The 13,443-nt window shown below is 48.4% G+C and carries 11 protein-coding genes; 8 read left to right on the top strand and 3 right to left on the bottom strand.

The annotated features are described in order from the left end of the window. Nucleotides 1–54 precede the first annotated feature (54 nt). Both BQ5591_RS06065 and BQ5591_RS06070 read right to left on the bottom strand, forming a co-directional pair. Nucleotides 55–840 (bottom strand): porin family protein, encoded by a 786-nt coding sequence (locus BQ5591_RS06065; RefSeq protein ID WP_071148766.1) that lies wholly within the window; start codon nucleotides 838–840, stop codon nucleotides 55–57. Between the two features lie 28 nt (nucleotides 841–868). After that, nucleotides 869–2,011 (bottom strand): PCMD domain-containing protein, encoded by a 1,143-nt coding sequence (locus BQ5591_RS06070; RefSeq protein WP_022163216.1) that lies wholly within the window; start codon nucleotides 2,009–2,011, stop codon nucleotides 869–871. Between the two features lie 181 nt (nucleotides 2,012–2,192). On the opposite strand from BQ5591_RS06070, the gene BQ5591_RS06075 reads away from it, so the two are divergent. After that, nucleotides 2,193–3,476, top strand: a complete 1,284-nt coding sequence (locus BQ5591_RS06075; RefSeq protein WP_071148767.1) for an L-cysteine desulfidase family protein — start codon at nucleotides 2,193–2,195, stop codon at nucleotides 3,474–3,476. Nucleotides 3,477–3,582: 106 nt separating this feature from the next. Here the strand turns inward: BQ5591_RS06075 and BQ5591_RS06080 are convergent, their stop codons facing one another. Then, entirely contained in the window at nucleotides 3,583–4,161 is a 579-nt protein-coding gene (locus BQ5591_RS06080) for an FKBP-type peptidyl-prolyl cis-trans isomerase (RefSeq protein ID WP_071148768.1), read from the bottom strand. 142 nt (nucleotides 4,162–4,303) lie between these two features. Here BQ5591_RS06080 and BQ5591_RS06085 point away from each other — a divergent pair, with 142 nt between their 5' ends. The 7 genes from BQ5591_RS06085 (at nucleotide 4,304) to BQ5591_RS06110 (ending at nucleotide 13,321) form a co-directional block, all read left to right on the top strand. Further along, entirely contained in the window at nucleotides 4,304–5,446 is a 1,143-nt protein-coding gene (locus tag BQ5591_RS06085) for a Gfo/Idh/MocA family protein (protein ID WP_071148769.1), read from the top strand. A gap of 25 nt (nucleotides 5,447–5,471) precedes the next feature. Then, nucleotides 5,472–7,376, top strand: a complete 1,905-nt coding sequence (locus BQ5591_RS06090) for an alpha-L-fucosidase (protein WP_071148770.1) — start codon at nucleotides 5,472–5,474, stop codon at nucleotides 7,374–7,376. A 324-nt stretch (nucleotides 7,377–7,700) separates the two neighbouring features. Further along, a complete protein-coding gene (locus BQ5591_RS21340) occupies nucleotides 7,701–8,048 on the top strand; it encodes a hypothetical protein (protein ID WP_159434435.1) in 348 nt (115 codons plus the stop codon). A 238-nt stretch (nucleotides 8,049–8,286) separates the two neighbouring features. Then, nucleotides 8,287–10,089 (top strand): dihydroxy-acid dehydratase, encoded by a 1,803-nt coding sequence (gene ilvD, locus BQ5591_RS06095; protein ID WP_071148771.1) that lies wholly within the window; start codon nucleotides 8,287–8,289, stop codon nucleotides 10,087–10,089. A gap of 82 nt (nucleotides 10,090–10,171) precedes the next feature. Then, nucleotides 10,172–11,866, top strand: coding sequence for a biosynthetic-type acetolactate synthase large subunit (gene ilvB / locus BQ5591_RS06100; RefSeq protein WP_071148772.1), 1,695 nt, complete (start codon nucleotides 10,172–10,174; stop codon nucleotides 11,864–11,866). 18 nt (nucleotides 11,867–11,884) lie between these two features. Continuing rightward, nucleotides 11,885–12,463 carry an acetolactate synthase small subunit gene (ilvN, locus tag BQ5591_RS06105; RefSeq protein WP_022163209.1) on the top strand — a complete coding sequence of 193 codons (579 nt, stop codon included), beginning with the start codon at nucleotides 11,885–11,887 and terminating at the stop codon, nucleotides 12,461–12,463. A 108-nt stretch (nucleotides 12,464–12,571) separates the two neighbouring features. Beyond that, on the top strand, nucleotides 12,572–13,321 hold the full coding sequence (locus tag BQ5591_RS06110) for an acyl-[acyl-carrier-protein] thioesterase (RefSeq protein ID WP_071148773.1): 750 nt from the start codon (nucleotides 12,572–12,574) through the stop codon (nucleotides 13,319–13,321). The last annotated feature ends 122 nt before the right edge of the window (nucleotides 13,322–13,443 follow it).

A 13,443-nucleotide genomic window follows, 5' to 3' on the forward strand; every position in this document is an offset into this window, starting at 1 on the left:
TATATTTTTCAGCTTCTGCTCGAATGGCTCTGCCGTTATTTCCAGTATGTTTACTTAGAACCAATATCCGAATCCTACATTCAGATAAATGGGATACATAGCAAAGGTAATTGTATCAAAGTCTTTTTGGAAGATGTCATTCAGACCCCACGTCAAGTCGGCATAAACATTCAAATGCTTGAATGCGCGCCATTCGCCACCCAGCTGCAATCCCCATTGGAATTTCCGCAGGTCGTCGCTGAAGTCGTAGGTAGCAATGCTTTCGCCTTCGAAGTTGACGCGTGAGCCTGTAGCATCAGGGGTGCGGAGGTGTCCTTCGTATACATTTCCAGAGAAATTGCCTTCAAGTAAGTATGAGAAGTAAGGGCCGGCTACCAGTTTCCAGCGTGGACTGATACGGTAATTGGCAAGAACAGGTATACTAAGGTAGTTGTTCTTTACTTTGGTTTTTACGCCTCCGGTCCAAAGCCCTTTCAATTCGCCTCCATTGGTATTGATAATCTTCATGTTATAGTTCTTCACCGTAGCTTCGGTTGTCATACTCTTGTTCTCCAGGCGTAGTCCGATGGTAAGTCCCCATATTTTTTTCGCATCCAGCCATTTGGTCGTGTTGCCTTCAATAGAGATAGCCATACTGGGGGAATATCCGTCTATACTACGTATCTCTACAGGAAGGGGAAGGGGAGAGGTTCCTCCGATGCTGAAACCTGCTTTCAGTGAATATTCCCAACCGTGCAGATAGGACTGGATAATGCTTTGAGTTCGTTCTTGCTGTGCCCATGCAGGTATGGTGGCCACACTTGACAACAGAGCTATTATGAGGAGATAATATTTTTTCATATGAATTGTAATTTAGTTAACTGTTTGATTAAAAGTTATTTTCCTGACAGATTACTTCTACTTCGTCAACATAAAGTGTGCTACCGACGGCTCCGTTGAAATAAGCACCGTCAACACTCGATGAGAATACGACGCCCAGTTTGTATTTACCTTGAGCAAGCTTTTCTTCATCAATACTTTTGCCTTCTTTTAATTCGAAGGGAAGGTCAAACTTAGTCCAGGTGTTGGTTTCGATGGCTTCTTCTTCAGGAATTCTAGCTACGGCAACCAGCGAAGGATGAGTCAATGCGTTGGAACCATTCAGCATAAAGGAGTTATCCGATGCTTCGTAGAAGATGGCGTAAATGTCGAAACGGTCCTTTCTGTTTTCGTTTGCCTGTCCTGATTCTGTGAAAACGCTTCCTGCTTTATATTTGAAGTAACCGGTCAGCCGTACAGGATGTTTGAAGAACTTGAATCCGAACTTTGTGGCTGCAGGAGCATCTTTCAGAGCATCACCCAGTTCAAAATTGCCTATAAACAGATTACCGGCGGCAATGTACATTTTTACCATAGCGCCAAAGCTACCGGTATCTTTGGTTTCCAGTTTGACGCATTTACCCATGTAGCCGTCAGTCGAGAGCATGGTGGGATAGCCGGTACGATCTTTAGCCATGCTGGTCAATTCGTATCCAGGATTTCCACTGGACCATTCCAGAATCTTCTTTGAATCACCTATTGTTGTTGGTTCGCTTTCCTCGTAAAGGATGTCGTAATTGCTGGTTGAACCTTCGAGCAATTGTTCGAAGCGATAAGTGGTAGGAAGTTCGGTCAGGATGATGTAGATGGTGTATACAGCTGTGTATTCTCCGTCTTCGGAAGTGACCGTGAAGGAGCGTGCATGTTCGCCTTCGCTGAAGTCGTATATGTTGCCGTTATCACCTTGCTTCTTTTCATTAGCTTCGATGGTTGCACCATCTGGTAAGGTAAATATCAGTTCTTGCTTTGAAAGATCAGCTCCTTTTTGTACGTAGAGCAATACTCTCTTTTCAGTGTTGCTTATGTTTGTCAGTTGTATATCCGGTCCTGTACAGCCGTCTATTGCCGCTTCCATGTTCAGTGCTTCGTTCTGTATGCACGACATTGCGGTTATACCTATGCAGAGCGTAAGTATCCATTTTTTTAGATTCATAATTCTTTTCTTTTTTACGATTAATATTACCTATTATTTAGCAAGTTACAAAAATACTCCATTATTTCGGAATATTGGTTTTAAAAGGCCTCATTCTGCAAAAAAAGCCGCTGAATCTTATTGTTTTCTCTTCTATTACCTTTAAATTTGTATGATTATTGAATAATGATAGGATTTTTGTATGGACGAAATAGAAAGAAAAAAGATTATCAGGTTGGTAAAACAGGAAGTTGTTCCGGCTATCGGATGTACCGAACCTATTGCGGTTGCTCTTTGTGTGGCTCGTGCCACCGAGTTATTGGGTAAACGCCCGGAGAAAATTTCGCTGTGGCTTAGTGCCAATATCCTGAAGAATGCGATGGGAGTGGGTATACCTGGTACGGGCATGATAGGATTGCCGATTGCTGTGGCTCTGGGAGCCCTGATAGGGAAATCTGCTTACCAGTTGGAAGTGCTGAAGGATAGTACTCCCGAAGCTGTAGAGGAAGGCAAGCAGTTTATTGCCGATAAGCGGATATCGATTGCTTTGAAAAAAGATATTGCCGAGAAGCTGTACATAGAAGCTGTCTGTCAGGCAGGAGGTGATGAGGCTACGGCCATTATTGCTGGAGGGCATACCAATTTTGTGTATGAAGCCTGTAACGGACAGATACAGTTTGACAAACGTACAGCTTCGGGCACAACCGAGCAGGAAGAAGAAAAGCTTAGCCTGACTTTCCGTAAGGTCTACGATTTTGCAATGACAGCTCCATTGGATGAAATTCGATTCATTCAGGAGACGGCCCGTCTGAACAAGGCTGCTGCCGAGCAGTCGTTTGCAGGAGATTATGGTCACGGTTTGGGTAAGATGCTCCGTGGAAATTACGAGCATAAGATCATGGGCGACAGTGTCTTTTCACATATTCTTTCGTATACGTCAGGTGCCTGCGATGCCCGTATGGCAGGAGCCATGATACCGGTAATGAGTAATTCAGGCAGTGGAAACCAAGGCATCTCGGCCACGCTTCCGGTAGTGGTTTATGCCGAAGAGAATGGAAAGTCGGAAGAGGAACTGATACGCGCCCTGATGTTGAGCCATCTGACGGTGATTTATATAAAGGAAAGTCTGGGACGTCTTTCTGCTTTATGCGGTTGCGTGGTGGCAGCTACAGGTTCCAGCTGTGGCATCACTTGGCTGATGGGAGGCACATACGAGCAGATAACTTATGCTGTGCAGAACATGATTGCTAATCTGACGGGAATGATATGCGATGGAGCCAAGCCGAGCTGTGCATTGAAGGTGACGACCGGTGTGTCGACTGCAGTCCTTTCAGCCATCATGGCGATGGAAAACCGGTGCGTTACTTCGGTGGAAGGAATCATTGACGAGGACGTTGACCAGAGTATCCGTAACTTGACGAAGATCGGTTCGCAGGGAATGAACGAGACGGATCGACTGGTGCTTGATATTATGACAAGCAAGTAAATGAAGAACTAAAAATGAAGAATGAAGAATTTTCGTTTGATGTGTATCTGCCCAATAAGGGAACACAAAGAAATTCTTCATTCTTCATTTTTAGTTCTTCATTCTTTTAGTGGCAGCATCCGCCTTCGCATCCGCAGTCGTCGCCACATTCGTGATCGCCGCAACCACCGCCGCAGCTTCCACATCCGCCGCTACAACCGCCGCTCATCATGCGGGCTACTTCAGCCAACTCTTCATTGGTTGCCAGACGGCTGGTTACTACTTCGCCTACGAAGTTCAGGTCGCATCCGGCCAGGGGATGGTTCATATCCATTACTACCACATCGTCCTTTACTTCTACCACACTGCCGTTGATGCGTTGTCCTTCGGCTGTCATCAGCGGAATAACGGCTCCTTCTACTACACGTTCGCTGTCGAATTTTCCATCTATCAGGAAAATGTTTTTCGGTAAATCAATAACGTGCTCTTCGTCGTATTCGCCATAAGCGTCGGCTGCTCCGATGGTGAAGTCGAATTTGTCTCCAACATTCAGGCCGGTCAGTTGGCTTTCGAAGGCGTCGAGTGTCATGCCCAATCCCGAAATGAACTGGAAAGGGTGTTCTGCAGGGGCTTCTTCAACGAAATCTCTTTCGCCGTCCTCTATTGAATACAGTTTATAGGCTACGGTGATGTATTTGTTTTCCATTTTTATAAAGATGATTTTAGTGAATAATCTTTTGTTTTACCGGGCAAAGATAGGAAACTTTTGGCTTATGTTGCAAAAAATGCCTACCTTTGACATACATTTCGTACAATGAAAAGGAAAAGAACAGACTGACGGCAAGTATATGATAAAGACAGCATTTATAGGTGTTGGGTATCGGGGGATGCAACTGTTCCGATTGTTGCGTTGCATTTCCGGCTTTCGGGTAGTGGCAGTTGCCGATCCGGCTTTAACGGATATCGGGATGCCCGATGTATGTTGTTACAATAGCGGCGAGGATGACTATCTGAACATGCTGGATGGGCAGCATCCCGACTTGGTATTTGTGGCCTCGCCTTGGCAGTGTCATGTGCAACACGCGCTGCACTGTGTGGAACATGGAGCCGATGTGGCTTTGGAAATAAAAGGCGGGTTGTATCTGGATGAATACCGGCCGCTGATAGAATGTGCCCGACGTGCAGGGCGCAAAGTCTATCCGTTGGAAAATACACTCTTCATGCGCGAGAATTTGTCAGTCTATACATTAGTGCGTGCCGGTCTGTTGGGCGAGATAGTTTATATGCGTGGCGGCTACCGCCACGATTTGCGTCGTTTGCTACTGGACGATGACGGCACGCTGGGCAACCGTGACAAGACGGAAAGCGTTTGGCGTAGCCGTTTTTATCAGGAGGGAAATGGCGATTTGTATCCTACGCATGGTCTGGCTCCGCTTTGCCTGATAGCAGGTATCGGGCGTACCGATCGTTTTAAGAGTCTTACTTCCTTTGCCTCAAAACCGGCTGGTCTGTTGCAGCGTATTCGTGATTTGGGCGGACCGTCGGATCAGAAAATTACCATGGGGGATGTCGTAGTAACCCAGTTGCAGACCGAAAAAGGTATTCTGGTTACTTTGACTCATGATACGACTTTGCCTCGTCCGCGTAGCCTTGATTTTGAGATACAGGGAACCAAAGGCATCTGGCAGGGCGACCGTCGGCAGATTTATATTGAGGGGTACAGTCCTAATGAAACCTGGGAGTCCGATGAGTCCTATATCAGCCGTTACGAACATCGTTATTGGCAGCATTGGGGACAGGAAGCATTGAGGGTAGATACCCATCACCAGGGGATGGACTATGTGATGCTGAAGGCACTGCAGGAAGATCTGAACGGTGGAGAAACTTATCCGGCAGACATTACCGACCTGGCTTTGTGGACTTCGGTCACTCCATGGTCAAAGCTGTCCATTGCCGAGCGGCGGACAATATACCTGAACGATAACAACTGATTATTTATCAAAACCAATCTATGATATGAAAAAAAGTACCAGTTTGTCAGCATTATGCCTGGCTTCGATGTTGGCCGTAGGCCTGTCTTCCTGTTCATCAACCCATGTTGAGGCTCCGGCTCCTCTGTTGCCTGTTCCTGAACCTAAACAAGTGGAATGGCAAAAAATGGAAACCTATGCTTTTATCCATTTTGGCCTGAATACGTTCAACGACCGGGAATGGGGATATGGTGACACACCGGCAGAGGTGTTCAATCCTGTCCGTTTGGATTGTGAACAATGGGCGCGTACGTTAGTGGCTGCCGGAATGAAAGGTGTGATACTGACGGCCAAACATCACGATGGTTTCTGTCTGTGGCCTTTTGCCGGGACCGATTACAGTGTAGCCAACAGTCCTTATAAAGATGGTAAGGGAGATATCGTACGTGAATTGTCGGAAGCCTGCAAGAAGTATGGGCTGAAGTTTGCTGTCTATCTGTCGCCATGGGATCGCCATCAGGCCAATTATGGATCACCTGAATATCTGGACTATTTTTATGCCCAGTTGCGTGACTTGCTGACGAATTATGGTGAAGTTTTCGAAGTATGGTTTGATGGTGCCAATGGAGGTGATGGATGGTACGGCGGAGCGAAGGAAACGAGGACCATCGACCGGCGCAACTATTACAACTATCCTCGTATATATGAAATGCTGGACAGCATCCAGCCGCAGGCTGTTATCTTTTCCGACGGTGGTCCCGGATGCCGTTGGGTGGGCAATGAACGTGGCTTTGCGGGGGCAACCAACTGGTCTTTCCTTCGTAAGGGCGAGGTTTATCCCGGCTATGACAAAAGCTATGAGCTTCAGTATGGTCATGCCGATGGCGATCAATGGGTAGCTGCCGAGTGCGATGTATCCATCCGTCCGGGGTGGTTCTACCATCCCGAACAAGACAGTCTGGTGAAAACACCCGAACAACTGGTCGACCTGTACTATCGCAGCGTAGGTCATAACGGCACTTTGTTGCTCAACTTCCCGGTAGACAGAAACGGTCTGATTCATCCGATTGATTCGGCTAATGCTGTCCGTTTCCATCAGATCATACAGGAAGAGTTGAAAACAAATCTGGTAGCTGGCCTTACTCCACAGGTGAGCGACGAGCGGGGTGGTGCTTATGTGGCTTCAGCCTTGACAGACAACGATTACGATACATTCTGGGCTACAACAGACAGTGTAGTGACGGCCGATATTACTTTTGCTTTTTCATCGGCTTTGCGGATGAACCGCATGCTTTTGCAGGAGTACATTCCGTTGGGTCAGCGTGTGAAGGCTTTTACGGTAGAGTATCGTGACGCATCGGGCAACTGGCAGCCTGTTGTGCTGAATGAAGAAACTACGACCATTGGCTATAAGCGTCTTTTGCGCTTTTCTTCTGTAGTTTCCGATGGCATTCGTATCCGGATTACCGACGCCCGTGGTCCGCTTTGTCTCAATAATATCGGGGTATATGATGCTGGCGAGCAGGCAGACAAGCTTTTTGAAGAAGTACAGGCTTCCAAAATGCAGAGTTTTCCTTTCACCCTCTCCGGTGTGAACGCGGAATCGGCTGCTGCTGCATCTGACCGTGACGAAAAGACTACTTGTTTTGTTGATGGCGATCTGTTGACTGTCGATTTGGGCAGCGAACGTTTTGTTTCATCTTTCCATTTTCTGCCCGACCAGAGTGAACCTAATCGGGGGCTTATTTCCCATTATGAACTGTCTGTGGCGGATGCCGATGGGCAGCATGTTCGCAAGATTAAAGCAGGTGAGTTTTCTAATATCCGTAACAATCCGGTTATGCAATCGGTCTATTTTACTCCGGTCAAGGCTCGTTACCTCTACCTGAAGGCTGTCCGTATGGTTACGGAAAACGAGCCGATGGGCTTTGCCGAAATAGCAGTGCGCTGACCTAAAAAAACAACAGAAAACGCTCAGAAAACAACAGAAAATGATGAAAATCTTTCCAGTTTCGACAAGGTTTTGATGAAAAAACGATGAAAATCCAGCAAAAAACATCAGAAAAACTGCAAAAAACAGTGGAAAAACATCGAAAAATGAAGGAAAATTGGTCGAAAATAGGGAGTAATGACTACTAAAACAATTGTTTTGTAGTAGATAATCGTTTGATAATAAGGAAAATGATGAAGAATTGCGTAGAATAAGCGCAATTTTCTCCTTTATATATATAAAGAAAGAAATAAAGAAAAAAAGAAAGATGTTGTTGTTATAAATGTGGCATGGAATGACAACGACAACGTCCCTGCCTTCCGGTTGGTTTTAGCGACTGTTCCTGTGGAACGGTTGTCTGGAACACTGGAGGGCAGGTTTGTTTTAGAAACGCGCCGCGTTTGTCGGGAAAATGCCCCGCGTTTGCAGGGAAAACGCCTCGTGTTTGTTCATCAAATGCGGGGCAACAGCCGGACAAACCTCACTGGTTTTGCCTGCAAAGCCGTGGCAGTTTCTTTTTGTTGCTCTTTCGTTAGTTCGACTTTTATGATAAAAGGAGACTTTTATGCGCCTTTTTCTTACGAATCTATAGAAAAATATCTTTTTTTTCTTCAAACTGCTTGTATATTATAAAAAATCACTTACCTTTGCGACACGTTAAGCAATAAAACAGTTGAATCGTTTAAAAAAGAAAGATATGATGCTACATACATCCATTAACCTGGCAGTCCTGCATATTATTCGCGTCGTGGTCTTGAAATCAAGAGCGTGAGAAAGGTTTTGTGTATGTATCCATACCTGATGAAGATATTTTTTTGAAGCCTTTCTCACATACGAGAAAGGCTTTTTTATTGAAAGGAGAATAACGAAGATGAAACATCAGTTACGCAGTTCGTTCAGCACGCAAGGCCGCCGCATGGCGGGAGCACGTGCATTGTGGGTGGCCAATGGCATGAAGCGTGAGCAGATGGGTAAGCCCATTATTGCCATCGTTAATTCGTTTACGCAGTTTGTTCCGGGGCACGTCCACCTGCACGAGATAGGGCAGTTCGTCAAGGAAGAGATTGAAAAGCTGGGTTGCTTTGCTGCCGAATTCAATACCATTGCCATCGACGACGGCATTGCCATGGGACACGACGGCATGCTTTATTCACTGCCTTCGCGCGACATCATTGCCGATAGTGTGGAGTACATGGTCAATGCCCACAAGGCCGATGCCATGGTCTGCATCAGCAATTGCGACAAGATTACGCCGGGCATGCTGATGGCCGCCATGCGTCTGAACATTCCTACCGTCTTCGTTTCGGGCGGACCGATGGAGGCTGGCGAGTGGAAAGGGCAGCACCTCGACCTGATTGATGCCATGATCAAGTCGGCCGATACGACGGTGAGCGACGAGGATGTAGCCAAGATAGAGCAACATGCCTGCCCCACATGCGGATGCTGTTCGGGTATGTTTACCGCCAATTCGATGAACTGTCTGAATGAAGCCATCGGACTGGCTCTGCCGGGCAATGGAACAATTGTGGCTACACACGAGAATCGCCGGAAACTGTTCAAAGACGCTGCCAAACTGATTGTGGAGAACGCTTACAAATACTACGAGGAAGGCGACGAGAGCGTACTTCCCCGCAGCATCGCCACCCGCGAGGCTTTCCTCAACGCCATGACGCTGGATATCGCCATGGGAGGTTCTACCAATACGGTGCTTCACCTGCTGGCAGTGGCCCACGAGGCTGGAGCCGACTTCAAGATGGAAGACATTGACATATTGTCGCGCAAGACGCCCTGCTTGTGTAAGGTTGCTCCGAACACGCAGAAATACCACGTGCAGGACGTGAACCGTGCAGGCGGCATCGTAGCCATCATGGCCGAACTGGCTAAAGGGGGACTGGTAGATACCAGTGTGAAACGTGTAGATGGCATGACGCTGGCCGAGGAGATTGACCAGTACTGCATCACCAGTCCCAACGTCTGCAAGAAGGCACAGAAAAAGTATGCCAGTGCCCCCGGCGGTAAGTTCAACCTGAAGCTGGGTTCGCAGGATGCTTATTACAAAGAGTTCGATACTGACCGTGCCAACGGTTGCATCCGCGACTTGGAGCACGCTTATAGCAAGGATGGCGGACTGGCCGTACTGAAGGGGAACATCGCCCTGGACGGTTGTGTAGTGAAGACCGCCGGAGTGGACGAAAGCATCTGGAAGTTTACAGGTCCAGCCAAGGTGTTTGACTCGCAGGAAGCTGCTTGCGAAGGCATCTTGGGCGGTAAAGTACAGAGTGGCGACGTAGTGGTTATCACCCACGAAGGTCCTAAGGGTGGTCCGGGCATGCAAGAGATGCTTTATCCTACGTCCTACATCAAGTCGCGCCATTTGGGCAAGGAATGTGCCCTTATTACCGACGGACGCTTCAGTGGCGGTACGTCGGGCCTGAGCATCGGTCACATCTCGCCCGAAGCGGCTGCCGGCGGTAACATCGGTAAGCTGGTGGATGGCGACATCATCGAAATAGATATTCCCAACCGCACCATTAACGTGAAGCTGACCGATGAAGAACTGGCTGCCCGCCCCATGACGCCTGTCACCCGCAACCGCGAGGTATCCAAGGCGCTGAAGGCTTACGCCAGTTTAGTAAGCTCGGCAGACAAGGGGGCGGTGAGACTGATAGACTAATAGAATTAAGAATGGATAATTGATAATTGAGAATTCATCACTCATTCTCCATTTTCCATTCTCCATTATCCATTATATTGATATGAAAGATACAATTACAGGCGCAGAAGCCCTGATGCGTTCGCTGGAACACGAGGGGGTAAAAACAATATTCGGTTATCCGGGTGGAAGCATCATGCCGGTATTCGATGCCTTATACGACCATCGGAAGACGTTGAACCATATTCTGGTACGCCACGAACAGGGAGCTACCCATGCTGCGCAAGGCTTTGCCCGCGTGTCGGGTGAGGTAGGTGTCTGTCTGGTAACCAGCGGTCCGGGAGCCACCAATACTATTACAGGCATTGCCGATGCCATGATAGACAGTACGCCGATGGTGGTGATAGCCGGACAGGTGGGGACGGGCTTTCTTGGTACGGATGCTTTTCAGGAAGTCGATCTGGTAGGCATCACACAACCTATCACCAAGTGGAGCTATCAGATTCGCCGGGCCGAAGATGTGGCTTGGGCTGTGGCACGTGCCTTCTACATAGCACGCAGCGGACGTCCCGGTCCCGTAGTGCTCGACTTTGCCAAGAATGCCCAAGTGGATAAGACAGAGTATGCGCCGGCAACAGTCGACTTCATCCGCAGCTACCAGCCTGTACCCGACATGGATATGGAGGCTATCCGCCAGGCGGCCGACCTCATCAACGCTGCCCAGCGTCCGTTGGTGCTCGTTGGGCAAGGTGTAGAGTTGGGAAATGCCCAAGCCGAGCTGTTAGCTTTCATCGAAAAGGCTGAACTGCCTGCCGGACGCACCTTGTTGGGACTGTCGGCTTTGCCTTCCGACCATCCGCTGAACAAAGGCATGCTGGGTATGCACGGCAATTTGGGACCGAACATCAACACCAACAAGTGCGATGTGCTGATAGCCGTAGGTATGCGCTTCGACGACCGTGTGACAGGCAACGTTGCAACCTATGCCCCGCAAGCCAAAATCATTCACTTCGATATCGACCCTGCCGAGATAGACAAGAACATCAAGACCGATGTAGCTGTGCTGGGTAACTGCAAAGAGACATTGCCTGCCGTTACCGAACTGCTGAAACCGGCCACCCACCGGGAGTGGCTCGACAGTTTCCGTACCTACGAAGAAGTAGAGGAAGAGAAGGTAATCCGTCCCGAACTGTGCCGCACTACCCGCGAGCTGAGTATGGGCGAAGTGGTACGTGCCGTGAGCGAGGCAACCCATAACGATGCTATTCTGGTGACCGACGTCGGCCAGAACCAGATGATGTCTGCCCGTTACTTCAAGTACACCCGTCCGCGCAGCATTGTCACTTCCGGCGGATTGGGTACGATGGGCTTCGGACTTCCTGCTGCCATCGGTGCTATGTTCGGACGCCCCGACCGCACGGTTTGTGTCTTCATGGGCGACGGCGGCTTGCAGATGAACCTGCAGGAACTGGGCACGGTGATGGAACAGAAGGCCCCTGTCAAGATGATTCTGCTGAACAATAATTATTTGGGTAACGTTCGCCAGTGGCAGGCCATGTTCTTCAACCGCCGCTACTCGTTCACGCCCATGTTGAACCCCGACTATATGCAGATAGCTGCTGCTTACGGCATTCCTTCGCGTCGTGTGATGGAACGTTCGGAACTGGCTGATGCTATCCGCGAGATGCTGGCAACCGACGGCCCGTTCCTGCTCGAAGCCTGTGTGGAAGAAGAAGGCAACGTGATGCCGATGACACCTCCGGGTGGTTCGGTGAACCAGATGCTGTTGGAATGTTGAAATTGAAAACAAAGAATTATGACTGAAAAGACATTATATACCATTATCGTCCATTCGGAGAACATCGCCGGCTTGCTCAACCAGGTGACGGCTGTGTTCACCCGCAGGCAGATTAATATCGAGAGCCTGAATGTGTCTGCCTCGTCCATCAAGGGGGTGCACAAATATACCATTACCGCATGGACCGATCGTGACACCATTGAAAAGGTGGTGAAACAGATAACCAAGAAGATAGATGTGCTGCAGGCGCACTATTTCACCGATGATGAGATCTACCAGCATGAGATTGCCCTCTATAAGGTGGCAACTCCTGCGTTGGAGCAGACTCCGGAGGTTTCCAAGGTGATACGTAAGTATCATGCCCGTATTGTGGAAGTAAATCCGGTGTTCTCCATTGTCGAGATGAATGGTATGAGCGACGACATCACCTGTCTTTACCAGGAGTTGCAGACTTTCGGCTGTGTGCTTCAGTTTGTCCGTTCGGGCCGTGTGGCCATTACTACCAGTTGTTTCGAACGGGTGAACGAATATCTGGCTGAACGTGAGGCAAAGTATCTGAAGAGTAAAGAAGAAATGAGTAGACAAGTTGACGAGTAGACAAGTTAACAAGTAATGAGTCCCTTTTCCCCTCGTGGCCTCGTTAACTTGTCCCTTGTCAACTAAACTTAAAAACTAAAAAACTTAAAAACTAAAAATCCTCGACCTATGGACAACAAGATAGGAACCTATAATTTCGTAGCCGAACCTTTCCATGTAGACTTTACAGGAAGGCTGACGTTGGGCGTGCTGGGCAACCACCTGCTGAACTGTGCAGGCTTTCATGCCACCGAACGCGGTTTCGGCATGGCTACACTGAACGAGGAAAACTATACGTGGGTATTGTCCCGACTGGCTATCGAGATGGACGAGATGCCCTATCAGTACGAGACTTTTTCGGTGCAGACGTGGGTGGAGAACGTCTATCGCCTCTTCACCGACCGTAACTTTGCCATTGTCGGCAGGGATGGACGCAAGATTGGTTATGCACGCTCCGTATGGGCCATGATCAGTATGCAGACGCGCAAACCCATCGACCTGATGGCCATGCACAACGGAAGCATTGTGGACTATGTATGCGACGAGCCTTGCCCCATCGAGAAACCTTCGCGCATCAAAATCACTGCTACGGAGCCAGTGTCTACGCTGAAGGCCAAGTATAGCGACATCGACGTGAACGGCCATGTGAACAGTATCCGTTACATTGAGCATATTCTCGACCTCTTCCCGTTGGAGAAGTATCGTACGGAACGCATCCGTCGTTTCGAGATGGCCTACGTAGCCGAGAGCTATTACGGCGACGAACTTTCTTTCTATCTGGACGACGACGGCAACGGCGTCTACGGTGTGGAAGTGAAGAAGAACGGTAGTGAGACGGTCTGCCGGGCGAAAATAGAATTTGAGTTTTTAAGTTTATAAGTTTTTGAGTTTTTAAGTTTATATGGAACTTAGAACCTCAAGAACTCAAAACTTCAAAACCTCAAGAACTCAAAAACTAAAAAAATAAAATATTAACCAGGCGAAAGCCACAAATAAAAAAC

The sequence above is a fragment of the Bacteroides ndongoniae genome, from assembly GCF_900108345.1.
Classification (GTDB): Bacteria; Bacteroidota; Bacteroidia; order Bacteroidales; family Bacteroidaceae; genus Bacteroides; species Bacteroides ndongoniae.

What these genes read in the sequence shown, in the direction of transcription:
- BQ5591_RS06070 (WP_022163216.1), bottom strand. Translation starts at nt 2,011, where the DNA reads ATGAATCTAAAAAAATGGATACTTACGCTCTGCATAGGTATAACCGCA.
- BQ5591_RS06110 (WP_071148773.1), top strand. Translation starts at nt 12,572, where the DNA reads ATGGACAACAAGATAGGAACCTATAATTTCGTAGCCGAACCTTTCCAT.
- ilvN (WP_022163209.1), top strand. Translation starts at nt 11,885, where the DNA reads ATGACTGAAAAGACATTATATACCATTATCGTCCATTCGGAGAACATC.
- BQ5591_RS06080 (WP_071148768.1), bottom strand. Translation starts at nt 4,161, where the DNA reads ATGGAAAACAAATACATCACCGTAGCCTATAAACTGTATTCAATAGAG.
- ilvD (WP_071148771.1), top strand. Translation starts at nt 8,287, where the DNA reads ATGAAACATCAGTTACGCAGTTCGTTCAGCACGCAAGGCCGCCGCATG.
- BQ5591_RS06075 (WP_071148767.1), top strand. Translation starts at nt 2,193, where the DNA reads ATGGACGAAATAGAAAGAAAAAAGATTATCAGGTTGGTAAAACAGGAA.
- BQ5591_RS06090 (WP_071148770.1), top strand. Translation starts at nt 5,472, where the DNA reads ATGAAAAAAAGTACCAGTTTGTCAGCATTATGCCTGGCTTCGATGTTG.
- BQ5591_RS06065 (WP_071148766.1), bottom strand. Translation starts at nt 840, where the DNA reads ATGAAAAAATATTATCTCCTCATAATAGCTCTGTTGTCAAGTGTGGCC.
- ilvB (WP_071148772.1), top strand. Translation starts at nt 10,172, where the DNA reads ATGAAAGATACAATTACAGGCGCAGAAGCCCTGATGCGTTCGCTGGAA.
- BQ5591_RS06085 (WP_071148769.1), top strand. Translation starts at nt 4,304, where the DNA reads ATGATAAAGACAGCATTTATAGGTGTTGGGTATCGGGGGATGCAACTG.